The following is a 19,664-nucleotide window of genomic DNA, read 5'->3' on the forward strand; positions in this document are numbered from 1 at the left end:
ACAATATTTACATTAGTCCTAGACATTAAAGCTAAAAGTTATGGGAAGACATCAGTCTAGATTAAACTCAGGAATTCAAGGTTATATGGAAAAATTATTCAAGGTTAAAGGGATTGAGTTATAGGAAAGATCCTTTTTGGCCGCTTAAAATTTATGATTTGATAGATCATTTATCTTTTAGGAAGCGCTGTATCTCCAGCAATAGCAAGATTATTTTATAAAATAAGAAAAAATCTAAACTGGCATAAAGACAGCTATGAGAGAATTGAATTGTTCATACAATCAAATCTTTCAGTATATAAAGCTTTACTTTTGAATATTTGTTAAGGCATGAATCCCAACAAAATTACTTATTACAACAAAAAATGAACCGGTCCAAAATACCTCCAATTTTAATTGTATCTATATTCATCGTTTAGGAATTGCTGGATTATTTGGAAATCTATAGATACCTTGTATCAAGCATGAAATAATTATTTTCAATCCTTCCTTTAGATTTATTATTTCCCTTTAATCTGACTAAGAACTATAGAAAGTACTTCGTATAAAATGCGGGTAAATAAAATCTTCTAGAAAAACATGCCAATATTTTATTAGTTGTTGGTCTTAAATTTGGTTTCAAATACATCACCATTACATATCATCACTGTTAAAACATCCTTACTGTCCTCATTCATTTTCTTAACCGTATTGACCTGACTAAGTGTCTCAGATGTTTTTCTTAAGAATCGATTCCAGCTTGAGGCATGCCTGGAGATTGGGAATAATTGAATAGAAAGTGTGGTAAAAGCCACAGCAAGAACTCCTAAATGAAGTTTAGAGATAAAGTGCTTTATTTTTGCACTCAAAAAATAATCAATATGATCTATTCAAACAAACCAAATGAATAACTCTTCTTACTATTTCCCATTAGAAAGTAATATGTCAACTTGATTGTAAAAATTAAGGTTGTTCAATCTGATTCGACCCATTTACCAATTGCGAATTCAAGAAATCGATCAACATCATCATTAGGGCAACCCGTCTTGCTTTTTAATTCTCTGCATGCTCCAATTATTTTCTGAAAGCAATCTTTGACATCCCCATTTGCCTCTATTGCCTCAAACATTTGCTTATCGGTAAAGGTCATATGAAGAATATGGATAATTAAATAAAGAATATTTCATTATGCTTTTTTGGCAATCTTAATAAGGATAAATAAATAGAAGAAACTATTAGATGCACAAGGAAGATCAATATAGATAATCAAACATTTAACTGGTTAAAGCCAAAGCCCAATTTGGATAAGAGGTGCTAGCCCCTAAAATATTCTTCGTCATCGAGGAATTACATTTAGCGACGATTCCATTGGTAGGAAGATTTGAAAACAATTCCTTCTTGATCCATTGAGAATGCCATCTTTTGACCTGCTTAGGATCATCAGTTCTTAGAGTTATAGGGACCTCAAATCCCCAGTTCTGAAGTTGAGTCAAATCTGAGAGTTCATCACTGTTTGAACAAAAAATGTGAAATGCTAAAAATAGAAGAGAGGTATTATTGCCAATTTCAGAAATTGAATTTGATAGGACTTGTTCTATAGAAATTTTAGAATTTGTGGAAGGAGAATATAAAATCCCCTCTAACTCTACTTCAACTTTTAAAGTGTCATCAATACTCAAGGGAATAGCATTAATATGCCTAATATTTTCAATAATCTCACTATCCTCACGAGAATAAGCCTCAACTAATTGGCCATATTTATATCTAAGCCCGATTGCATAACCATCAATTTTGGGTTGCACAACAATAGTTGATCCTTCTGGTAATTTTGCCCACCAGCTAGAGAAACAATCTTTATCAAGTCCAAGTAATCTCATATATATATCAATAGGGAAATGTAGAGCCAAGTCGCTTCTATTAACTTCTTTTCTTAAGGAATCAAAAAATTAATAGTAAATGATGGTATTTCAGAAAGAGAAGTTGAATAAGTGAAAAGAAATACTAGAAAGATAAATTATCGGTTTTACAATAATTTCCGTAAAAGAGACTAAAGTCATAGTCCTATTTTAAAGCTGGATTAAGGTACATGAAAAGAGATAAGCAGGAAAATAGTTTTAGCTAGTTAAGTTTTTCGAAAATTTAAAGTAAAAAGTTTATCTATATATTGAATAAACATTTTTTAAGAATAGATATTATCTAAACAAAAGCGGTATTTATTCTCATGTATACAAGGCTTCTATACCATAAATTTAAAAGACGCATTTTTACATATGAGCTTTTCAGAGAAATATCCAGAAAATATTCCATGGGATTTAAACATCGATCAAAGTCAATCCAAATCAATTAGATGGATGCTATCAAAAGCGGATATCGTTTATACCTTCACGAGAAGTCGTATAGACGATAATTATGTATATATTCAAAAAAATGACGGTGATAGAAAGGCATATAAAGAATATGAGGCTAGATATACTTATCAACGATTGTTTGACGAGGGGTATTCATTGGCGGCCTTTTCCTGATTGAAAAACTAATTCTTGACGTTGAAGAGCATAAGTGTAGGCTAAAAGATATCGTCACTTTTAATACATGCCAAGGGTAAAAAGAGAGAAGTATCCAGAGAAGGCTCCATGGGATTTAGGACCATTATCTGAGCATAAATCTCAAGATTGTTGGAGATTAGTAAGAGGGTCGGAGATTGTCATTTTTGCTAGGAAAGGAGATGACAATCACTATTTCATCATGCAAAGAGATGATAAAGAGCCGATTGAGATCCTCGCATTTCAAGCAAGGCTCACATATCAACAACTTTTAGATAAAGGTTTCAAACTTGAAGTCTCATAGATTTTTTGTTAAAAAAATATCAACTCTATTATTAATAATATGACTGAATTAGAAGAACTAGAAGACATAGTTGGAGATATAAAGAATATTGAACCATTTGGAATAGAACCAGACTTTAGTTCTTTGGGACTTGAACCAGCAGAGGTATTAGGATTTAAAACAGAGGAAGAATTAGAAAATGCTATTGATCTTTTAGTAATGGATGTTAAACAAAGTCAACCCTGCCTGATTAATACTTAAAGGTTAAGGGAATATAAACTTAATTGCAGTCAAAATAATAAGTTAGGAGAAAAAAAATATTCAGCATGTCATAACTAGAATCCAAAAAAATTTCTTTATATAGAATTTAACAAATTTAATTTTTCAAATTCTAAAAATTAAATAAATTGAATTTAATTCATCACAGCTTTTTTTGGAGTTTGTCATAACATTGCTTGCACATAATTAAACCCTTCATTCTCCACCAAGTTTCAGCATTCTTTTTTTTACATAATTGACAATGAAATGTTTTTTTCTCCATTATCAAAACATAATCGTTTATGCCCAGTCAGTATCTTCTAAGAGACATGAGTAATCTGAGCTATCAAAAAAAGTATCTTCGTTGAGAAGATCGTCGACTTCTGCACGAAGCCAATAACTTAAAGCCATCGTAATTAAAAAATAGGGTTAAACGAAACCTGGAATAATCCAGCCTGTGAATCCGTAATTAATAACAGCTGCAAGGAGGCCCATCATCGCAAGACGGCCGTTCATTATTTCAGCTGTCTTCCAGTAATTGTTTTCCATTAAACAAATCCTGGAATAATTTGACCAGTAGTGGCATATGCACCAATAAGAGCTATGCAACCAAAGAGAGCTGCGTACCCATTAAGTCTCTCAGCTGTAATTTTCTCTGGATCGATTTTTCGGGTATTGTTGTTTTGTTCAGACATTACACAACACCTGGAATAATTTGACCGGTTGTTAGATATGCACCGATAAGTGCCCAACATCCAACAAATGCTGCGTAACCATTAAGTCTTTCAGCAATCACTTTGCCTTCTTCGACTCTTGGAGTTTCAGTTGGTTGTTTTTTCATTAAACGACACCTGGGATAAGTTGACCGGTTGTTAGGTAGATACCTGTTAATAGAACGAATGCCATCATGGCTGGTCTGCCGATGCTTCTTTCAAGGATTGTTTTGTTAGATGGTTGCATTGTTGTTAGTAGTTATTGGTTTAGAAAATTCCAGGAATGATTTGACCTGTTGTTGCGTATGCACCGAATGCTGCTACGAAGCCAAGCATTGCTGCCCAACCATTAAACTTTTCTGCTTCTGGAGTCATGATGAAATCCGAAATGTGTATGTGAATAAATGTAAACCAATTATTAATATACGTAAAGCCCGAAAAGTACGGCTTGCCTCATGAATATGAAATTTGGGCGCAACGGATACAAAAAACTTAGTAGAAGCAGTCAATTTGACTACATAAATTTAGACTCAAGCCAAAACAATATTGACTAAGAGGAAGAATTAACAAGTAAAAAAGTGAGACACTAGTGTCACATAGTCTATTAGATTTATTTTCTGTTATCAGATCTCAGTTATAAAAAAAATCAATTTCTTTAGCTTTTAACCCATCCCAACCAGCTTTAATTAATCGTGTATTTAGTGTGTCTTGGTCAAAATGTTTGGATCCAGTTTTAACAATGCGGTTTCGCATTGATTTCTTAACTCCACTTCTTTTTCGCGCATTTTCTTTTTCCATAACATCCCTATAGAGGGTAAGCATTTCTGATGGAATAGGACTTCCATCTAGATCTAATCCAGCTTGGATAGCGTTATCAATTGCATCTGGACCAGAAAACTCCACAAGAAAAAAAGCGTAATGGACTTATTCTCCTATCGCATCTACCGAATATTTGAAATTCTTAGTAGAAAGAATAAAAAATGTGTGAAATTTTACTTTAAGCGATAAATAACTGAAAGATTGTTAGCAGGCATATCAATAACCTTATCTAGCTTAAATCCATTTTCTTCTGCAAGTTTATTAACTTCTTCTAATTGGCGAAGCCCCCAGAGCGGGTTTTGTATTTTTAAGGATTGATCAAAATTCAAATTACTTTCCGAAGTGTGTCTCTCTTTTCTTAAGAAAGGTCCATAGAGCATCAAAAAATTACTTTGATCTAAATATTTCTTTGATTGTTCAAACAAAGATCTTGTACAACTCCATGGTGAGATATGAATCATATTTATGCAAACAATTCCTTTAATTAAAGCAACAAGACGATTAGTAATAGGCCAAGGACGCATTTCCACATCTAGATCCAGAGGTTCAGGCATTTTTGAATAAAGCCCCTCATGCCTAATCCATGAATTAATACTTTTTCTATGCACTAATTCGGGATCACTAGTTTGCCAGGTAATTGATGGGAATTTTTTTTGAAAGAAGACTCCGTGTTCTCCACTACCACTAGCTATTTCTAAAAGCAAGCTATTAGGAGAAATATAATTGCTTAAAACTGAAGCGATGGAATCACGGTTCCTTGTCGTGGCAGGAAAATTTAGGCGATAATCGGGATTCATATTGTCAATGAATTATCAATAGTTAATAGGACTAAGGAATCGGAATTGTTTGGAAGTTTTTCCTTAGAAAAATCATTAATAATAAAAATTATCATTATTAGTAAGGGAGCTAGAAATGCGGATGCGGCAACTGCTCCAATAATTCGTCTTGAATTTAATAAGGGCTTTTTAACTAATTGGTCACCGCAAAGGCCACAAATCAAAGCACCATCACTTCTGGTTTTATGAAATTGATAACGAGAAGAGCAGAAAGGGCAATAATATCGGCTCATTTCTGATCTTACAAAAAACAAAATTTATCTATATTAAATATGCCTACCATTGTAAAAGGCAAACTAATTTGAAAAAATGTAGGACTGAAAGATGAGAGAAGAGAAGGAGGTATCAAATCATCTGAAAAGGAATCTTGAAAGAATATCTCCAGAAAACTCTATCTTTAATTACCATTCCGGAAGAAAAGCCTTCTTATCATTAGGACAAGGAAATATTCGTGAATGGTTGGAGACATTTCTTCCGAATACAAGAATAATTTTAGAACCAAAAATTATTGGATCAATGATTGGCATTCAATATATCAATGGAGAATTAAAAAAGGTGATTAATAAAAATAGTATTGACATAACAGAAAGTGTAAGATCTCTAAAAATTTTTCCTAAAAACCTACTGATTAAAAACAGAATAGAAATACAAGGAATTCTTTATGACGATAAAAATTTATCAACTAGAAATAATGAAACTGAATTTATAGAAAATCATAATTTTAAATCACAGTCTAAAAGAATTAAATTCTGCGCTTTTCAGATATATCATTGCAAAATTAATCATTTTCAATCACTTCAAGAGTTAAAACATCTAAATTTTGAAATTCCTCAAACTCAATTTACAAACTTCATTTCAGATATCGAAATCTATCTTCAATGTTGGAGAGAGGGTAAGTTATTTACAAGCTATCCAACAAATGGACTAGTATTGAAAATCAATTCAAGAAAATTGCAAAAGTATCTTGAAGAAAATAAGCTATCAATACCTTGGGCATACGCCATAAATTAATGATTATTGCCATAACGCAAAAAGCATCACAAGTCATGGGAGGAGTAGATATCTTTTCCCCAACGGGATTGGCCATACTAGCCATAGGCATACTATTTACAGTGGGTGTCCCATTAACAATGATTTTAAAAGGAAAGAAAGATTAAGTTGTTTTAACTCTAGATTTTTTCGATAAATAAAATTGTGAGTAACTAAACAAACAACTACAAAATAGGGATTTATATTAAAATTGTATAAAGGCAAAATTTAATGCAATAATTATATGAATAAAAATATTCAAATTTTAATTCCTAACTTCAAAGATTTAATTAACTCTTTCCAATACAAGAAGTTGCGTTTCATTTTCGTATTGTTATCAGGAGTACTCTTGGTACCATTGCAACAAACTAGATCGGAAGTAATTTTTCTAAAATGTATTGGTAAATATGAAATAAATAGAGGTGCTCTAATTAAACCAGATTGGGAAACGAGCTATCTAACAATTAATCTAAATGGCTTGATATCTACTATTGACGAGAAAGGAATAAAAAAAGAAGGAAGGACTTTGATTAGACGTAATTCGTACACAATTACGCACAGAGATAATAGAAACAGCGTTAAGGATATCTACAAAATAAATGGAAAGCATGGAACATACTCAGTTGAATCCCCTCAAAGGAATAGAACTTTGATAGGCACTTGTCAAAAAGGAAGAGGCTAAGAAGATTGATTTAAAACTAACAATAATACCTCAAATATTTTCAATATCGTTAATTTTCGCTTCTTTTACTTTGATCAAGGCCTTGGGCTCTGCGGTTTTTGGCAATACCTCCAACCCCAAGAACTAAAAAGATCATATAAAAAAATACAGTAGAAACAATAGTAATAATTGCAATTGTGGGAAAATTCATTAAATAAATATTGATTTAATGTGAGCTATTAATATAACAGGAAGTATAAATGCAACTACTTAAGTAAAGACAACAGTAACGCCGCTGATTAGTATAGAAAAGGTAATAATAAGAAAAGGTAGAACCTGAATTTGATTGTTATCCATAACCTCAATTTATTTCAACTCTAATAAAATCGCAAAAGAGACGAGACGAATCACCGTGCAAAAACTTTAGTAAAAACCGACCTAACTTATATTTAATGATCAAAGCTATTAGTTAAGAAGAACTAAAGTAAAAAAATTAGTAGCTAGAATTTCAAAATATTGCTTTCATTCTTAATTTGATATGTGGGTGAGCATAGATCTTTGCTTGGTACCAATAGGTGTAGGTGTCTCCTTATCTCCATACATAAAGGCATGCATATCAATTATTGAGGAACATAAGCTCAATTATGAACTGGGTCCAAATGGAACTGCAATTGAAGGGGAATGGGATCAAGTTTTTGAATGCGTAAAGAATTGCCATGAGGTAGTTCATAGCAAAGGTGCTCCACGTGTTTACACAACATTAAAAGTTAATACGCGCACAGATAAGAAACAATTATTTAATGAAAAAGTGAAAAGCGTAAGAGACTGATAACAAAAAAATATAAGAATTCATCAAAAGTTTCAAAACCTAAAACAAAAGAAAGATCCTAAGAATTACCCATGCATTCTCAGAGAGATCTTGATATAAAGGTTATAACAGCACGGTAATTAATGACTATCTTTGCTCGTCTAAGCAGATCAGAAGTTATTCACGGAAGAGCCGCTATGTTTATCGTTGCTATCTTGTTATTCTCAAACTATCTAATTCGTTAAGGATGACTAACCCTATTAAAACTTGGTTTTTTGAATTAATAGAAGATGCGATAGGCAGTAAAGCCATGAAGCAATTCAAGGAAGAAGAAGAGGGTAAAAAAAAGAATCCAGAATCAAATGACGAGAACAAGTAAAATTAGATATCAATGACTCCTAATTGTTTAGATAACCAAAGAATTAATCCCATTCAGCCGCGACGGCTCTTAAACCACTAGCAATGATCTCATTAGGGCAATTAGTATCTTCCTTCAAGGCCTTAGCTGCAAGATGAACGTTCTCCCAAAATACTGACACTGATCCTTTTTTTTGATCATCAGAGAATTTAAACTCCTCAAAAGCTTTTGGCATTTTTCTATTTTTATAAGTTCTAGCAAATAATTCATTCGTCAACTTTTATTTTCACAACATCAATGTAATTGTCTTTTTTATTGTCAATAAATAGTTTTCTTATGATAAAAATTGCCAAGGTCGTTAAAAAAATAAAGCCAACACTTTGAACAAAATCTATATAGGTTGCCAAAAAATGATTCATTGGAAACTTGATTTTTTTAAATGTAAAGGAAAAAAATCAAATAACAAATTCAAAAACACAAAAGCAATAAACAGTAACTTACTAATCAGTTGAAGCCAAATAACTATCACACAATAAGGTACCAGTACCTAGATCAAAAACAGTATCCAAATTAGATAGCAGTTCTTGTAATTCTTCACCACTGATTCTTTTAATTTCTTGGTAAGTTTCTTTAGACATCGAAAAAACAAAAATCAGATGCAAATTTAACCACTCTCAAACAGCCTCAGAGACCGTAAAGACCGATAGGGGTAATTGCCTTTCGGTATACTTCAATAAAAAAATTAGGATAATAAATAGATTGCTTGCATAAATATAACTAATCAATGCAACAAACAAAATAATAATACCTATAAAGTATAGATGTTAAGTAATTATTCCTACACGGCGAACAGTGGTTTGTTCTTATATTTTTTGAACTTCTCAGGACAACCTTCTTTTTATACTGAGCTTTAGAAGGTTGCTTCTTTGAATAAAAAACGTCAGTGCTCCTCCCCAGAAGCCAACCAATTATCGCCCTTGGTAATTGATTGCCTGACGTACATCAATCCTAAATTTTCCTTTTCATCAATGGTTCTGTAGGACCGTACGTCTTAGTTAGGGAAACCGTAAAAAGAATTAAACTCACTTAAATAGACATTTTAAAAGGGCCCTAGGGGGCCCTTTTCCTTTACCGATTCTTATTGGAAGCTTCTGGATTTGGCAGCCTGGGGCCAAGTGTCTAGTAGAAAGGCTTTTTGACTCCGTTAGGGCACCTAAACGATGCAGAGGAGTTTCGACTGAATTGACGCACCTATATCATTGATCCTTGTCGCATCAGACGAATAGCCCACTTATTCATTGAGAATGTTGGAGCAGGAACCAGAATTCAGTTCGCTTCTCTTAAATACTCAGGTGGAGTGTCGACCATTAATGGTGCCTCTGAGCTCAACAAACGTATCTTTGCTCTATTCGCACCTCAACGCAATCAGCCTTAATGCCCATTGCATTTCCACTACACCTGGTCAAAAATAGTAAGTTTGGGGTATAAGAATTTTATCTAAACTCAAACCATCAATATGTCGAGAGAACAAACAAGTAAACAAGACCAAATAAGCATTTTCGGAGGAATAGCTAAAGGATGTAGAACTGATCATCAAAAAATTGATTTTTTCGATTCATGTAAGGAAGCATTTTTCACTGATTCAATTGAATCAACCAGCTTAGTTGATGAAGATATCCCTAAAGACTTAGACGACGGGTTTTACGTATACGCAAATATGAAAAAACTTAGTGAAACGGAGCTTAAAGAGTTAAAAAGTCTAACTTGGAGGGAATACCCAGAAAACTTAAAGATATTTTTATTCGATTTTTGCATCTCAAATGGTGATGCATATTCAAAATACTTCATCGATTTAACGTAGTTTTAGAAATTTTCTAATACGACCACCTCAATGAAAGTACACCATAAATTGCTGGTGTGGCATACGGAGAATTCATCTAACAAATAATATTAAAAGATATCCGATAATAGATTTATTGAGTTTGGGCCACAAATATGATGCGTTATTGCAAACAAGGTAGCAGCTTTAAATTGAAGAAAAAACAATATTTCTCAACTAATGCTTGAAACAACTGTATGTAAATTAGATGTGAATGAACCTTACGTTGATTGGGTGAGAAAGTTTTACAACGAAGAGACCCCAGCCAGATCAGCCAAAGGAGAAAAAGTAATTTTCAGAAGTGTCCGCAACGACAATCCTTAAAACGCGATCGTTATGATTAAAGCTTTAGAGTGTCTTAGGGAAACATATACAAGAGAATATTGAAATATATGATAAAAATGGTGCAGTTATGAGTACTGCAGAAACTAGTTTTTGGACTTGAGGATCTAAATTGCTTAGCTATAAATAAAGAATCAAATCAAAAGATTAGTCTCAATTAAATCTGAACAATGATTAGAAATTTGTTTTTCTTAATTCTCGGAGCATTTAGCGGTCTTTGGTTTATATGGCCCCAAATCATTACGACCAAAGGTTGGGAATGCACAAAAGATGTTATTGCATCTTCTAATGAAGATTTAACAGATATTGAATCATTAATTGAATCATTGCCAAACAGAATAAAATTAGGCTTGGCTGTTTCCCCTAAAACATTGCTAAAGAGAGAGAACCTTACTCGTATCGAGAAGCTCAGAATTGTTGGGGATGCTTGCTTTAGATAATTTAAAAGCCACAAAGAAAAATTATCGTTATAAATATCAACCAAAAGTTGGCGTCTTAACTTATCAAAGCAATTGCTTCTTTTAGTTCGTTCGCATGATTGATCTCATCTTGAGCGATTTCACGTATCCTCTGATCATTTGGATTAACGGTTAAATACTTTGCATAAGTTTCATACGCATGCTCTTCAATTTTTATATTGATATCGTATGCATTTGATGGAGATAGTAAGTAATAAAAAACCATTACCCAGTAATAGAAGATAACTAAATGCCTGGCAAGAAATCGGTCAACCCAAAATCTATTGCCGTTTCGTGATTCCATCTCCTCTAAATGCTCCGTCTCATTGATTGCTTGATAAAAATGAGCCTTCATAAGCTTGTTACTTAAAGGTGTCTTTAGACCAAGCGACTCTTGTAAATGCAAAACTGATAAGAATGCAAAATAAGGGGCTCTAGCAATTACCTCAAGAACCCAAAATCTCTGAACAGGTCTACCTTCGTAAATTCGATCAAGGATGCTAACACTAAAATCTAAAACAAATGAATTAAAACCTTTCATAATCACCTAGCTAACTACATAAGTATAAATACTTAACAAAAGAATATGGCTTATAACTTATTTATTTAACTATCGATAGCAACCGGAGCTGAATATGGAAGCAGACAAATGATTAAATCTATCTTGCTCGAACAGGTTGGTAAGCAGGAATCATCTTTCCTCCGCCAAAATCGTCATCATCGTCTGGAAGCGCTCTAGAAATTAGTTCTACTAGAACTAGAGCAGCCATAGGATAGAAGCACCATAAAACAGCTTTCCAGATGGGAAATGAGTCAACTAGCTGAAGCTCAGACATTTATCAGAAAATTGTTTGCCCAAACCTAACTGATCTAAAAATATTTAGTGTTACGGTTAGCACGAAGTGAATGTTTTTCTTATCGATATTTTTGTAAAAAAAAAACTTCAAGTTGTCTATGTTTTCCACAGTTCCTGAGTCACTAAATAACTTCAAGTTCTAAATAAAAAGCAATTCCAATAAAAAAGACCCTAGGTATGGTGTCCTACGGGCCTGGGTGATGGGGATCTTATTTTTAACTGTTTTTCATCCAAATTGCAACCCCTACCATATCTGGTGTTAGAAAGTTTAAAAAATCTGAAAAAAAAGACCATATCTGGAATTACTAGCTTGCGCAATATGTACACAGCGAGTAATATTTTGAAATTACTGGGTGATGGGGATCTCTCAGTAACTTATCCCTCAAACTTGAGGGTTTTTTTATGCCATGAATTTCTGCATGTAATTTATATGATGGATTAAGGCAAAATTGAGAAACTGCTCTGATCCTTATTTTTTTCTCAAATCGAAAGATGGAACAAGTAACTGAGGCAATTGGTAATCCCACAGCACTCTTAATAGAGAGAATTTTTTGGTTGAGTTTAGGTGCATTTTTAGGACTGGCAATAATTACTTCTTTACTAAGAGGATTAAAAGAAGGAAAAAACAAAACGACACCAATTTCACCTGATCAATTAGAGAATCTTGCTAAGAAAGCGATCCAAAAAAGTAGTGATAGCAATTGATATTGATTATCAGATATTTTTATAGCCACAAACAAATTTACTTATGGTAGTTGGTGCGAGAACCGTACAATCAGCTACCACTGATTAGATGATGAGCATATATGCTTAATAGATATTAACAAAAACAATGAAATTAGTTCCTTACATATTCATGGCTGTTGCTATCTTCTCCGAAGTTTCAACAATTGCTACGACACCTATTATCTAAATGAATCTCATTAATTGAGTATTCAGACCTAACACGTTCGGATGAATAGAGACGTTAGATTGTATATAACTGATTTATATCCATGCTCAAAAAAATATTTAGGGCTGCTAGTTTTTTAGCTTTGTCTTTTTTTATAACTTCAACAACTATTTTTTCAGGAATTAACCCTGTAGTAGCCGCGCAAATGGGTTCTGATATGAGCGAAGATAACTCTATGGGTATTGTGATCGAAGAATCGAGTGATGCCTTGGATGGTTCGAAAACTAGTGCTGCCCCAGATCTTGGAGATGATCAAGCATTTCCTTTTATTCCAGGTTTTGGTAAAAATTCCGGTAAAGACTAATCTTCTTTTTGTTTAAAGGATTTATTGATAATAAATTACTAATTTTTTCAAAAGCTAGAAAAAATCCACAGTTATAAGTAATCATTAGCTAAACCATTTTCATGGAAAAATGGGAATCAAAAATAATCATTTTTGTTATGTTTTCAGTGCTTGCAATTGGGTCAATTGCGCCATTGATAAGGATGATAAGTGATCGTATTCCCTAAGATTGAATATGCTTGGACGAGCTGAGATCAATGGAGGAATTATTACTAACATGATTAGTTTTTGGCATTTTTGGCTGATTAATTTTTATTTTGCAAAAACTAGAAAAAATGGATTAAATGCTCGAATGGAAGAAAAAAATCTAGAGAATAATCTCTAGATTTTTATGAAGATTGATTTGTCTAAAGCTATTTAAAAAATGCCAGGAATAATTTGTCCAGTAGTGATATAAGCGCCTAGTAAAGCAATCATTCCAATCATTGCCCAACGGCCATTGGTCTTTTCTGCTTCTTCAGGATAGTTGGAATAGTTTTCAACTAATTGGGTTTGTACCTGGGTCGCAAACATGTTTTGCTTACCGTATTCAGTAATGATCTGGTTAGAAGCAGAACTGTAAGCTGGGATTCCTGTTGGATCAATTGATTGACCATCTGATTGATTATCAGTTGGATCAATTGATTGATCAGATACTTGGTTACTAGAAGTCATTTATTAACCTAAAAAATACCTGGAATGATTTGACCTGTTGTTGCGTAAGCACCGAAAGCAGCAATAAAGCCGATCATTGCCATCCAACCATTAAACTTTTCTGCTTCTGGAGTCACGAGATTAATCTCAAATAATTCGCATGAATGTAAAGGAAAAGTAAAGGAATGTAAAGGGGGCGCCCGTACACAGCAAAAGTTATCAGGGTTATTAGCTGAAGCAATATTTGTTATCCACAGTCTAAATAACAATTCCACTAACTTTGTTGGACTTAATTCAACTAGATGGATTTAATACCAGGTGTAGTTCTTTTCTTTGGAGCCATTGGAACTGTGGCTTTACTTGGTTGGGACACTTTCCAAAATCGTAAGCCAATTACAAAAGCTGAAATGCAGCAATCTCGTGGTACAAGAGCAGCAAAGCAAACACAAAAGAGAAGAGGGTTATTTAACAGAGGTTAATTATGGGTGAAATTCAAACATACGCTTCAAACCCCGGAGATTTAAATTTCCTTTTCGTTCTAATTATTATTGGGACTTATCTTCTTTATGAAGTTGGAAGAGCAATATTGGACAATAACGATGATGATGATATGGATGGCGGAATGATGATGCGTGCAGCAGATGGGGCACAAGCCTGAACTGACTAACAAAATAACAGGTACTTATTGACAACTAAAATTTGTCGTCTCTCTAAACAGTTTTAGGGTAAATTGAATATATAATTAGTCATATATTTATAAAAAATTTTGAGCGAAGAAAATATAAAAAGAAAAATAGATGCTTTATTAGAAGAACTTCAGGAGAAAACAGGTGTTTCGGATGAGGAGATGGACGAATTTAAAAAAATAATGGAACTAGCAGATTTTTCACAAGACCAAGAATAATTTAAGTATGAGTCGGGATGAATGAAGGTTTAGCGAGATGAGATTTTTGACCAAATAAGCAGTACCAACACGTTAAACAATGCATATCCAACAGCAATTTGAAGTTGGTAAAAATATCCAACAATCGAAGAGGATCCCACAATAATCAAACTAGTAATAAAAATATCTCTTGAAAAATTCACCTAAAAAAATCAAGCACTATAAATATTTAGATTGAAAATTAAATCATGAAAGTCTTATTTGATTTTCAATCGAATAAGCATTGCTTGTGCAGGCCTCATTGCCTGTAACTTGAGAAACAGCAATAACCAGAAGACTTAGAGAACCAACTGCTAAAGAAATTGTTCTAATAGCACTGGCTTTCTTAGAGATTTTCTTGCTCATATCAAAAAATCTTGATGTAATAAGAATATGATAACTATCCAAGCATAAAAGAGTATCCATTGATACCTGGTAGAAATAATTACCTAAAAATTATTAGAACAATTCTGAATAGAGGTAAATCAATTGATAGCTAGATTAAAATTGATTGCTTTAATTACAAGCTTGAGATGGTTGTTGCGAGCTTTCTTTTAAAAGTTCAATCCAATCTTGCAAAGAATTTAATGAGTCAATATTCAATTGGTAATAAACCCATCTACCAGTCTGCCTATCGGTAATCAAACCTGCGTCTTTTAAAACTTTTAAATGAAAAGATATTTTCGATTGAGCCAATCCAATTTCATTGATCAAATCGCAAACACATCGTTCTCCTCCTGAAAGAGACTCAATGATTTGCAATCGCAATGGATCAGATAAAGCTTTTAGCAATTTCCTAGCCATTGCATTTTCAAGAACTACTTCGCTCTTTGTCGCTGTGGCCATCACAGAAGGAAAAATATAATCACATGATAAAACAAACCGCAGAAAAGGCTTGCATCGACAAACCTCTATACATCAATATAAATTGATATGAGGAATATAATCCTTTATTGATTCACTCAATCAACTCAATTACACGTTATGCGAATCGGTATTAATGGTTTCGGTCGAATAGGACGACTTGTTCTAAGAGCACTCTGGGGTAAAGAAAATATCGAGATTACACATATCAACGATCCATTGGGTGATGCAAAGGGAGCTGCGCATTTACTTGAATTTGATTCAGTACATGGTCGTTGGAACAAAGCAATAAGCAACGACCAAAACAACCTAAGTATCGAAAGTCAACCAATATCTTTTTCTCAAGAAAGTGATTTCACAAAAGTGCCATGGAAGGAAAAAGGAATAGAACTAATTCTCGAATGTTCAGGAAAATTCAAAACCCCTCAAACATTAAATCCATATTTCGATACTCTTGGAATGAAAAGAGTTGTCGTTGCATGTCCTGTTAAAGGTGAAATACAGGGAGAGGATGCTCTAAATATTGTCTACGGTATTAATCATGATTTATATGAGCCCAATAAACATCGCTTAGTAACAGCAGCATCCTGCACAACTAATTGCTTAGCACCAGTCGTGAAGGTCGTTAATCAAAACTTTGGTATTAAGCATGGAAGCATCACTACACTCCATGACCTAACAAATACTCAGGTAATCGTCGATTCATTTAAGCCAGATTTAAGAAGAGCCAGAAGCGGATCACAAAGCTTAATTCCAACAACGACAGGATCAGCAAAAGCGATAGGGATGATATTCCCTGAATTACAAGGAAAATTAAATGGTCATGCAGTTCGAGTTCCTCTCCTCAATGGATCTTTAACTGATGCTGTATTTGAATTAGAAAAAGAGGTCACGCAAGAAGAAGTCAATCATGTGTTCAAAAAAGCTTCCGAAGAAGAACTAAAAGGAATACTTGGTTACGAAGAAAAGCCACTTGTATCAATCGATTATGTCAATGACTCGAGAAGCTCAATCATTGATGCTCTCTCAACCATGGTGGTCAATAAAACTCAACTGAAAGTCTATATTTGGTATGACAATGAATGGGGTTATAGCTGTCGAATGGCAGATCTCGTTTGCCATGTCATAAATCTCGAAAAAGGCTAAAAATAAAAACATGCGATTAACTGCATTGCAACAATATGGAATAGTAACGACCAACTATTGGGCATTCACACTGACAGATGGTGCTCTAAGAATGCTAGTGATTTTTCACTTTCATAGCCTTGGATATACAACATTAGAAATTGCATTCTTATTCCTTTTCTATGAGTTCTTTGGCGTCATCACTAATCTCTATGGAGGTTGGATAGGAGCAAGATATGGATTACGTCTAACACTTTGGGTAGGAACTCTTTTACAAATCGGCGCCTTATTGATGTTGATACCCGTTTCAAGTGGTTGGTCGAAACTTTTGAGTGTCATTTATGTCATGGTTGCTCAAGCGATTAGTGGCATAGCAAAAGATCTCAATAAGATGAGTGCTAAAAGTGCCATCAAAACTGTCGTTCCAGACTCCTCAGAAGAAGATGGTGGAAATAATCAATTATTTAAATGGGTAGCTATCTTAACTGGTTCAAAAAATGCTCTCAAAGGAGTTGGATTCTTTCTTGGTGGACTTTTGCTTACAAGTTTTGGATTTAATAAAGCAGTTGAATTAATGGCTATCGGTTTAGGTCTGTCATTTCTAATGACATTAATTTTGCCTGGAGATATTGGAAAGATGAAAAACAAACCAATCTTTAAAGACTTATTTTCTAAATCTCAAGGGATCAATGTCCTCTCTTTTGCACGCTTTTTTCTCTTTGGGGCAAGAGACGTATGGTTCGTCGTTGCACTACCTGTTTTTCTTGAAACGTATCTAAATTGGAATTTTTCTGAGATTGGAGCTTTTCTAGGATTGTGGGTTATTGGTTATGGTTTTATTCAAGCGTTTGCGCCCTCTTTAAGAAATTTATGGGGAAATAAAACAAGCCCAGGAGTTTCTTCTGTTCAATTCTGGAGCGCTGCCTTAACTGCAATACCAGCGCTAATAGCAATAGCACTATGGCGACAAAGCAATCCAGAAATAGCAATTACAGCTGGATTGATATTATTTGGGTTCATATTTGCAATGAACTCATCAATACATTCATATATGGTTCTTGCTTATACGGACAAGGAAAACGTGAGTCTAAACGTCGGCTTCTATTACATGGCAAATGCGGCAGGGAGACTGATTGGTACTCTCCTATCAGGAGTTTTATTCATGATTGGAGCTAATGCCTCTATAGGAATGCAACTATGTTTATGGTGTTCAAGCCTATTTGTATTTATCTCATTGTTGACTAGTTTACGACTACCTCCGGTATCAAATACAAAAGCCATAAAAAATTCCTAAGACCTTCAATTAAAAAAATTAAATATCAAGGGAAAGAAGGACTACTGAACCTCTGATTCTCTGTCATATTCAAGTTCAACTTCATTCATCCAAGCTGCTTTCGTTTTAAAGTTTTCCATGCTCGGCTAGATGTAATCCCTCAATCGAAATAAATAAAACTAGTAGTGAAACTGGAATCAACCAGATGGGTGATCCAACTATTTCCTTCCAGTTATTCATTGATTGTTTTTTTCATATTAAAGAGCTTTTTTTAAGCTTAAGTTAAGAAGTTACTAGCAAGCAAAAAAAAAATGACAATAAAAAAAGGAGGCTAATGCCTCCTTTATAAGAGCATGAGGTTTAATTTAGTTACCAATACGCTTAACCGCAGCACGAGAGTTGGCAAGAATATCACCTTTAAGAGGTACAAATCCAAGAGAGGGAGCCTTAGCCTGGGCTTTATCACTGAGCAAGTAGTTAAGTGATTCTTGGACGGCTTTAGTATTTCTACCATTACCAGTCTCGTAAGCTAGAATCCATGTAAGCGTAGCGATTGGATATGCACCCTTAGCTTTTGGGTTAGGATTTTTACCAGCTAAATTTTTATCTAGTTTTATACCATTAAGAGCTTTTGTTCCTGCTTCTGTTGTTGGTTTTAAAAACTCACCAGATAAATTTTGAAGAGCGGCAGCTTTAATTACACCTCTAATATATGACTGGTTTACATAACCAATTGCTCCGGGAGTATTACGAATAACTCCAGCAACACCAGCATTACCTTTTCCACCAACGCCAGAAGGCCAAGCGACAGATTTACCTGTACCTAGAGTCCAGGTCTTTGAGAAAGCTTGCATGGAATTTGTAAAAGCCTTCGTAGTACCTGAACCATCAGAACGATGCGCCCAAGTTAGTTTTCCTTCAGGGCAACCAACCTCATTCCAGTTTGTAATTTTACCCATAGCAACCCGAACAGCTTGCTCTTGTGTAAGTTTAAGATCGCAATCATAGTTATAACCAAAGGCAATAGTGCCGCCAACCATTGGGATTTGAACTAATCCACGAGTAACTTTTGCAATATCAGTTGCTTTCATTGGATCATCAGACGCACCGAAATTAACGGTTTCATCAATGAAAGCTTTACGACCAGAACCTGAACCAACAGCTTGATAGTTCACACGTGGACCACCTTCTTTAGCTAAGTCAGAGAACCAACGAGTGTAGATCTTAGCGGGGAAAGAAGCTCCTGCTCCGCTGAGTCGAGCACCCGCAAAGGCACTTCCTCCTGAGCCAAGAATAATTAAAGATGAAAGAACAAGACTCTTCTTAGCAAAGCTCATCAAAGGTCTGCGACGTAAAAGCAATGAAAGCATAGGACGCGAAGGCAATGACATTAATCAATATTAATTGATATAATCAATATAGCTTGATTCGGGGCCTTGTTGTAAAACCGATTATGAGTATAAATTTCTGTTTAATTGGGCCAAGCGGTAGATTCACGCATGATTAGAATTGATGCCTGGTTGAAAACCAACCAATAGAACAATCAAGCATTTAATAAGAAGTTGAAAAACAAAGTAAAATATCTTCTAATAATTCTAGTCTTAATAATCGGCACATCTATATCTATTAGGCAATACAAAAACACATATCCAGATCCAAGTGAGAGAAAAGATTTATCTGTTAAAGGAATCTTTCTAGATTAAAAATGTTATATTTACAAAAATATAAAACAT

General features: G+C 34.1%; 40 protein-coding genes. 19 read left to right on the forward strand and 21 right to left on the reverse strand.

Going from position 1 to position 19,664, the window contains the following annotated elements:
* Positions 1 to 593 precede the first annotated feature (593 nt).
* From O5640_RS02200 to O5640_RS02210, 3 genes are all read right to left on the reverse strand, one after another.
* Positions 594 to 848: a hypothetical protein gene (locus tag O5640_RS02200; protein ID WP_269612980.1), complete on the reverse strand. Its 255-nt coding sequence runs from the start codon at positions 846 to 848 to the stop codon at positions 594 to 596.
* Positions 849 to 952: 104 nt separating this feature from the next.
* Positions 953 to 1,108, reverse strand: a complete 156-nt coding sequence (locus O5640_RS02205) for a hypothetical protein (RefSeq protein WP_269612981.1) — start codon at positions 1,106 to 1,108, stop codon at positions 953 to 955.
* A gap of 145 nt (positions 1,109 to 1,253) precedes the next feature.
* Positions 1,254 to 1,886 carry an NAD-dependent DNA ligase gene (locus O5640_RS02210; RefSeq protein WP_269612982.1) on the reverse strand — a complete coding sequence of 211 codons (633 nt, stop codon included), beginning with the start codon at positions 1,884 to 1,886 and terminating at the stop codon, positions 1,254 to 1,256.
* A gap of 363 nt (positions 1,887 to 2,249) precedes the next feature.
* On the opposite strand from O5640_RS02210, the gene O5640_RS02215 reads away from it, so the two are divergent.
* From O5640_RS02215 to O5640_RS02225, 3 genes are all read left to right on the forward strand, one after another.
* Positions 2,250 to 2,501, forward strand: coding sequence for a hypothetical protein (locus O5640_RS02215; RefSeq protein ID WP_269612984.1), 252 nt, complete (start codon positions 2,250 to 2,252; stop codon positions 2,499 to 2,501).
* Between the two features lie 67 nt (positions 2,502 to 2,568).
* Positions 2,569 to 2,823 (forward strand): hypothetical protein, encoded by a 255-nt coding sequence (locus O5640_RS02220; RefSeq protein WP_269612985.1) that lies wholly within the window; start codon positions 2,569 to 2,571, stop codon positions 2,821 to 2,823.
* Positions 2,824 to 2,862: 39 nt separating this feature from the next.
* A complete protein-coding gene (locus tag O5640_RS02225; RefSeq protein ID WP_269612987.1) occupies positions 2,863 to 3,063 on the forward strand; it encodes a hypothetical protein in 201 nt (66 codons plus the stop codon).
* A gap of 426 nt (positions 3,064 to 3,489) precedes the next feature.
* On the opposite strand, the gene O5640_RS02230 is transcribed toward O5640_RS02225, so the two are convergent.
* From O5640_RS02230 to O5640_RS02265, 8 genes are all read right to left on the reverse strand, one after another.
* Entirely contained in the window at positions 3,490 to 3,609 is a 120-nt protein-coding gene (locus O5640_RS02230) for a chlorophyll a/b-binding protein (protein ID WP_269612988.1), read from the reverse strand.
* The gene (locus tag O5640_RS02235; RefSeq protein ID WP_269612990.1) at positions 3,609 to 3,755 is read right to left on the reverse strand and encodes a high light inducible protein; all 147 of its coding nucleotides are present in this window, start codon (positions 3,753 to 3,755) and stop codon (positions 3,609 to 3,611) included. The genes O5640_RS02230 and O5640_RS02235 overlap by 1 nt, the downstream gene beginning before the upstream one ends.
* The gene (locus O5640_RS02240; RefSeq protein ID WP_269612991.1) at positions 3,755 to 3,901 is read right to left on the reverse strand and encodes a high light inducible protein; all 147 of its coding nucleotides are present in this window, start codon (positions 3,899 to 3,901) and stop codon (positions 3,755 to 3,757) included. The genes O5640_RS02235 and O5640_RS02240 overlap by 1 nt, the downstream gene beginning before the upstream one ends.
* The gene (locus O5640_RS02245; protein ID WP_011294968.1) at positions 3,901 to 4,020 is read right to left on the reverse strand and encodes a high light inducible protein; all 120 of its coding nucleotides are present in this window, start codon (positions 4,018 to 4,020) and stop codon (positions 3,901 to 3,903) included. The genes O5640_RS02240 and O5640_RS02245 overlap by 1 nt, the downstream gene beginning before the upstream one ends.
* Positions 4,021 to 4,040: 20 nt before the next feature.
* Positions 4,041 to 4,148, reverse strand: a complete 108-nt coding sequence (locus O5640_RS02250; protein ID WP_011125327.1) for a high light inducible protein — start codon at positions 4,146 to 4,148, stop codon at positions 4,041 to 4,043.
* A 255-nt stretch (positions 4,149 to 4,403) separates the two neighbouring features.
* Positions 4,404 to 4,676, reverse strand: coding sequence for a DUF4090 family protein (locus O5640_RS02255; protein ID WP_269612992.1), 273 nt, complete (start codon positions 4,674 to 4,676; stop codon positions 4,404 to 4,406).
* 89 nt (positions 4,677 to 4,765) lie between these two features.
* Entirely contained in the window at positions 4,766 to 5,398 is a 633-nt protein-coding gene (locus tag O5640_RS02260) for a DUF938 domain-containing protein (RefSeq protein ID WP_269613781.1), read from the reverse strand.
* Complete coding sequence (locus O5640_RS02265; RefSeq protein ID WP_269612993.1) at positions 5,386 to 5,661, reverse strand: hypothetical protein; 276 nt, start codon at positions 5,659 to 5,661, stop codon at positions 5,386 to 5,388. The genes O5640_RS02260 and O5640_RS02265 overlap by 13 nt, the downstream gene beginning before the upstream one ends.
* A 91-nt stretch (positions 5,662 to 5,752) precedes the next feature.
* Between O5640_RS02265 and O5640_RS02270 the strand changes: the two genes are divergently transcribed.
* The 3 genes from O5640_RS02270 (at position 5,753) to O5640_RS02280 (ending at position 7,139) form a co-directional block, all read left to right on the forward strand.
* On the forward strand, positions 5,753 to 6,439 hold the full coding sequence (locus O5640_RS02270) for a hypothetical protein (RefSeq protein ID WP_269612994.1): 687 nt from the start codon (positions 5,753 to 5,755) through the stop codon (positions 6,437 to 6,439).
* Positions 6,418 to 6,585, forward strand: a complete 168-nt coding sequence (locus O5640_RS02275) for a hypothetical protein (protein WP_269612996.1) — start codon at positions 6,418 to 6,420, stop codon at positions 6,583 to 6,585. Before O5640_RS02270 ends, O5640_RS02275 begins: the two co-directional genes overlap by 22 nt.
* 230 nt (positions 6,586 to 6,815) lie before the next feature.
* Positions 6,816 to 7,139 carry a hypothetical protein gene (locus tag O5640_RS02280; protein WP_269612997.1) on the forward strand — a complete coding sequence of 108 codons (324 nt, stop codon included), beginning with the start codon at positions 6,816 to 6,818 and terminating at the stop codon, positions 7,137 to 7,139.
* Between the two features lie 49 nt (positions 7,140 to 7,188).
* Here O5640_RS02280 and O5640_RS02285 read toward each other — a convergent pair whose 3' ends face one another.
* Positions 7,189 to 7,329: a hypothetical protein gene (locus O5640_RS02285; RefSeq protein ID WP_269612999.1), complete on the reverse strand. Its 141-nt coding sequence runs from the start codon at positions 7,327 to 7,329 to the stop codon at positions 7,189 to 7,191.
* A gap of 327 nt (positions 7,330 to 7,656) precedes the next feature.
* On the opposite strand from O5640_RS02285, the gene O5640_RS02290 reads away from it, so the two are divergent.
* Together O5640_RS02290 and O5640_RS02295 are read left to right on the forward strand one after the other, a co-directional pair.
* Positions 7,657 to 7,947, forward strand: coding sequence for an MTH1187 family thiamine-binding protein (locus O5640_RS02290; RefSeq protein WP_269613000.1), 291 nt, complete (start codon positions 7,657 to 7,659; stop codon positions 7,945 to 7,947).
* A gap of 226 nt (positions 7,948 to 8,173) precedes the next feature.
* On the forward strand, positions 8,174 to 8,305 hold the full coding sequence (locus tag O5640_RS02295; RefSeq protein WP_269613001.1) for a hypothetical protein: 132 nt from the start codon (positions 8,174 to 8,176) through the stop codon (positions 8,303 to 8,305).
* Between the two features lie 43 nt (positions 8,306 to 8,348).
* Here O5640_RS02295 and O5640_RS02300 read toward each other — a convergent pair whose 3' ends face one another.
* Both O5640_RS02300 and O5640_RS02305 read right to left on the reverse strand, forming a co-directional pair.
* Positions 8,349 to 8,519: a hypothetical protein gene (locus O5640_RS02300; RefSeq protein ID WP_269613002.1), complete on the reverse strand. Its 171-nt coding sequence runs from the start codon at positions 8,517 to 8,519 to the stop codon at positions 8,349 to 8,351.
* Between the two features lie 265 nt (positions 8,520 to 8,784).
* A complete protein-coding gene (locus O5640_RS02305; protein WP_269613003.1) occupies positions 8,785 to 8,922 on the reverse strand; it encodes a hypothetical protein in 138 nt (45 codons plus the stop codon).
* Between the two features lie 878 nt (positions 8,923 to 9,800).
* Here O5640_RS02305 and O5640_RS02310 point away from each other — a divergent pair.
* The 3 genes from O5640_RS02310 to O5640_RS02320 all read left to right on the forward strand — a co-directional run bounded on the left by O5640_RS02310 (position 9,801) and on the right by O5640_RS02320 (position 10,945).
* Positions 9,801 to 10,145, forward strand: coding sequence for a hypothetical protein (locus tag O5640_RS02310; RefSeq protein WP_269613004.1), 345 nt, complete (start codon positions 9,801 to 9,803; stop codon positions 10,143 to 10,145).
* Between the two features lie 198 nt (positions 10,146 to 10,343).
* On the forward strand, positions 10,344 to 10,487 hold the full coding sequence (locus O5640_RS02315) for a hypothetical protein (RefSeq protein WP_269613006.1): 144 nt from the start codon (positions 10,344 to 10,346) through the stop codon (positions 10,485 to 10,487).
* Between the two features lie 188 nt (positions 10,488 to 10,675).
* Positions 10,676 to 10,945 carry a hypothetical protein gene (locus O5640_RS02320; RefSeq protein WP_269613008.1) on the forward strand — a complete coding sequence of 90 codons (270 nt, stop codon included), beginning with the start codon at positions 10,676 to 10,678 and terminating at the stop codon, positions 10,943 to 10,945.
* A 55-nt stretch (positions 10,946 to 11,000) separates the two neighbouring features.
* Here O5640_RS02320 and O5640_RS02325 read toward each other — a convergent pair whose 3' ends face one another.
* Positions 11,001 to 11,504: an alternative oxidase gene (locus tag O5640_RS02325; protein WP_269613010.1), complete on the reverse strand. Its 504-nt coding sequence runs from the start codon at positions 11,502 to 11,504 to the stop codon at positions 11,001 to 11,003.
* Positions 11,505 to 11,622: 118 nt separating this feature from the next.
* Entirely contained in the window at positions 11,623 to 11,799 is a 177-nt protein-coding gene (locus O5640_RS02330; protein WP_269605792.1) for a hypothetical protein, read from the reverse strand.
* A 512-nt stretch (positions 11,800 to 12,311) separates the two neighbouring features.
* Here O5640_RS02330 and O5640_RS02335 point away from each other — a divergent pair.
* The 3 genes from O5640_RS02335 to O5640_RS02345 all read left to right on the forward strand — a co-directional run bounded on the left by O5640_RS02335 (position 12,312) and on the right by O5640_RS02345 (position 13,439).
* The gene (locus O5640_RS02335; RefSeq protein ID WP_269613012.1) at positions 12,312 to 12,524 is read left to right on the forward strand and encodes a hypothetical protein; all 213 of its coding nucleotides are present in this window, start codon (positions 12,312 to 12,314) and stop codon (positions 12,522 to 12,524) included.
* A gap of 290 nt (positions 12,525 to 12,814) precedes the next feature.
* Positions 12,815 to 13,075, forward strand: a complete 261-nt coding sequence (locus O5640_RS02340; protein WP_269613013.1) for a hypothetical protein — start codon at positions 12,815 to 12,817, stop codon at positions 13,073 to 13,075.
* A gap of 214 nt (positions 13,076 to 13,289) precedes the next feature.
* Positions 13,290 to 13,439: a hypothetical protein gene (locus tag O5640_RS02345; RefSeq protein ID WP_269613014.1), complete on the forward strand. Its 150-nt coding sequence runs from the start codon at positions 13,290 to 13,292 to the stop codon at positions 13,437 to 13,439.
* Between the two features lie 32 nt (positions 13,440 to 13,471).
* On the opposite strand, the gene O5640_RS02350 is transcribed toward O5640_RS02345, so the two are convergent.
* Positions 13,472 to 13,627, reverse strand: a complete 156-nt coding sequence (locus O5640_RS02350) for a high light inducible protein (protein ID WP_187146463.1) — start codon at positions 13,625 to 13,627, stop codon at positions 13,472 to 13,474.
* Positions 13,628 to 13,776: 149 nt separating this feature from the next.
* A complete protein-coding gene (locus tag O5640_RS02355; protein WP_011294533.1) occupies positions 13,777 to 13,884 on the reverse strand; it encodes a high light inducible protein in 108 nt (35 codons plus the stop codon).
* 165 nt (positions 13,885 to 14,049) lie between these two features.
* Here O5640_RS02355 and O5640_RS02360 point away from each other — a divergent pair, with 165 nt between their 5' ends.
* The 3 genes from O5640_RS02360 to O5640_RS02370 all read left to right on the forward strand — a co-directional run bounded on the left by O5640_RS02360 (position 14,050) and on the right by O5640_RS02370 (position 14,651).
* A complete protein-coding gene (locus tag O5640_RS02360) occupies positions 14,050 to 14,226 on the forward strand; it encodes a hypothetical protein (protein ID WP_269613016.1) in 177 nt (58 codons plus the stop codon).
* 2 nt (positions 14,227 to 14,228) lie between these two features.
* Positions 14,229 to 14,405 (forward strand): hypothetical protein, encoded by a 177-nt coding sequence (locus tag O5640_RS02365; RefSeq protein ID WP_269613017.1) that lies wholly within the window; start codon positions 14,229 to 14,231, stop codon positions 14,403 to 14,405.
* Between the two features lie 108 nt (positions 14,406 to 14,513).
* On the forward strand, positions 14,514 to 14,651 hold the full coding sequence (locus O5640_RS02370) for a hypothetical protein (protein ID WP_269613019.1): 138 nt from the start codon (positions 14,514 to 14,516) through the stop codon (positions 14,649 to 14,651).
* Between the two features lie 225 nt (positions 14,652 to 14,876).
* On the opposite strand, the gene O5640_RS02375 is transcribed toward O5640_RS02370, so the two are convergent.
* A complete protein-coding gene (locus tag O5640_RS02375; RefSeq protein ID WP_219045868.1) occupies positions 14,877 to 15,095 on the reverse strand; it encodes a hypothetical protein in 219 nt (72 codons plus the stop codon).
* Positions 15,096 to 15,185: 90 nt separating this feature from the next.
* Positions 15,186 to 15,515, reverse strand: a complete 330-nt coding sequence (locus tag O5640_RS02380; RefSeq protein WP_269605804.1) for an ArsR/SmtB family transcription factor — start codon at positions 15,513 to 15,515, stop codon at positions 15,186 to 15,188.
* Positions 15,516 to 15,653: 138 nt separating this feature from the next.
* On the opposite strand from O5640_RS02380, the gene O5640_RS02385 reads away from it, so the two are divergent.
* Together O5640_RS02385 and arsJ are read left to right on the forward strand one after the other, a co-directional pair.
* Positions 15,654 to 16,679: an ArsJ-associated glyceraldehyde-3-phosphate dehydrogenase gene (locus O5640_RS02385; RefSeq protein WP_269613020.1), complete on the forward strand. Its 1,026-nt coding sequence runs from the start codon at positions 15,654 to 15,656 to the stop codon at positions 16,677 to 16,679.
* Positions 16,680 to 16,689: 10 nt separating this feature from the next.
* Positions 16,690 to 17,952 carry an organoarsenical effux MFS transporter ArsJ gene (gene arsJ, locus O5640_RS02390; protein ID WP_269613021.1) on the forward strand — a complete coding sequence of 421 codons (1,263 nt, stop codon included), beginning with the start codon at positions 16,690 to 16,692 and terminating at the stop codon, positions 17,950 to 17,952.
* Positions 17,953 to 18,296: 344 nt separating this feature from the next.
* Here arsJ and pstS read toward each other — a convergent pair whose 3' ends face one another.
* On the reverse strand, positions 18,297 to 19,268 hold the full coding sequence (gene pstS / locus O5640_RS02395) for a phosphate ABC transporter substrate-binding protein PstS (protein WP_269613783.1): 972 nt from the start codon (positions 19,266 to 19,268) through the stop codon (positions 18,297 to 18,299).
* Between the last annotated feature and the right edge of the window lie 396 nt (positions 19,269 to 19,664).

The sequence above is a fragment of the Prochlorococcus marinus str. MIT 0912 genome (assembly GCF_027359595.1).
Classification (GTDB): Bacteria; Cyanobacteriota; Cyanobacteriia; order PCC-6307; family Cyanobiaceae; genus Prochlorococcus_B; species Prochlorococcus_B marinus_C.